Source organism: Mesorhizobium sp. M7A.F.Ca.US.006.01.1.1, assembly GCF_003997935.1.
In the GTDB taxonomy this organism is placed as follows: Bacteria; Pseudomonadota; Alphaproteobacteria; order Rhizobiales; family Rhizobiaceae; genus Mesorhizobium.
On sequence record NZ_RZQL01000489.1, the window covers coordinates 1 to 1,178 of the forward strand.

General features: G+C 58.3%; 3 protein-coding genes. All 3 read left to right on the forward strand.

What is annotated here, in order from left to right; genetic code table 11:
• The coding region (locus EN943_RS37080) for an ABC transporter ATP-binding protein (RefSeq protein ID WP_164778614.1) at window positions 1-701 on the forward strand (701 nt) is incomplete at its 5' end.
• 23 nt (window positions 702-724) lie between these two features.
• Window positions 725-907, forward strand: a complete 183-nt coding sequence (locus tag EN943_RS37085; RefSeq protein WP_127416619.1) for a hypothetical protein — start codon at window positions 725-727, stop codon at window positions 905-907.
• The coding region (locus tag EN943_RS37090; RefSeq protein WP_245476120.1) for an amidase family protein at window positions 874-1,178 on the forward strand (305 nt) is incomplete at its 3' end. The genes EN943_RS37085 and EN943_RS37090, both read left to right, overlap by 34 nt.

Below are 1,178 nucleotides of genomic sequence, written 5' to 3' on the forward strand. Positions count from 1 at the left end.
TTTCAATGATATTTCAGGACGCGATGACAGCGTTCGATCCTGTGTTCACGGTGGGCACGCAGATCATCGAATCGATCGTGCGTCACGACCATTGCGGCCGAAAGACCGCCGCCGCCAGAGCGCTCGAACTGATGGAGATGGTTGCGATCCCGTCGGCTAGGAGCCGGCTGTCGAATTTCCCGCACGAGATGTCGGGTGGCATGCGACAACGAGCCATGATTGCGCTCGCACTCGCGTGCCGTCCCAAGGTGCTGCTTGCCGATGAACCGACGACGGCACTGGATGTGACCGTGCAAATGCAGATCTTGCTCCTATTGCGCAGACTCCAGTCGGAGTTCAAAATGGCCATGGTGTTCGTAACGCACAACGTCGGCGTCGCAGTAGAGATGTCTGACAATATTGGTGTTATGTATGCGGGCCGGATTGTCGAGAAGGCGCCAACGGTGTCCTTGATGGAGGATGGGCGGCATCCCTATACGATGGGCCTTCTCGCCTCGACAGTACGGAAGCGACAGCATGGTGGCCAGCTTGAAGCCATACCCGGCGCACCGCCTGATCTGACCAAGCTTCCGCTGGGATGCGCTTTTTCTCCGCGCTGTCGATTTAGCGATGTGGCCTGTGTGCGCAGCTACCCAGCGGGCTCGGCCGTTGGGATAGCCCATACCGTCAATTGCATTCGCGTCGCTAATAAGGTTCGCTAGAGCGCGATCGGCCAGGGGGTCACATGACAGAAGACGAATACGCGGCATTGGCGCACGCGAGGAAACTGGACCTCGCCTGGAGCCTGTTTCCCAACGATGTCATCGAAGCAATCAAAGCCGCAAGGCAGATCTCAGAAAATCTGCCCCAACCAGCCAATTCAAAGGAAGAGCCATGGCCGCCGATGCGCACAGGGTATCGGACGTGAATAACGCCCACGCTTGGACCGCCGCGGAGGCCTGCGATGCGATTGCTCAGGGCAGTTCTCCCGTTGCCTTGGCAGAGGCCCTCCTCCGCCACATCAAGAAGTTCGATCCCCTCCTGAATGTTTTTGTCCATCTCGACGAAGACGTAGTGCTTGAGGCGGCGCGGATAGCCGAGGCTGAGTTGAAAAGGGGTAACAGACGTGGGCCTCTCCATGGCGTGCCAGTTGCCATCAAGGACATCATAGACGTGTGCGTCCTCAGTCGCGACCTCAT

What these genes read in the sequence shown, in the direction of transcription:
- EN943_RS37085 (WP_127416619.1), top strand. Translation starts at nt 725, where the DNA reads ATGACAGAAGACGAATACGCGGCATTGGCGCACGCGAGGAAACTGGAC.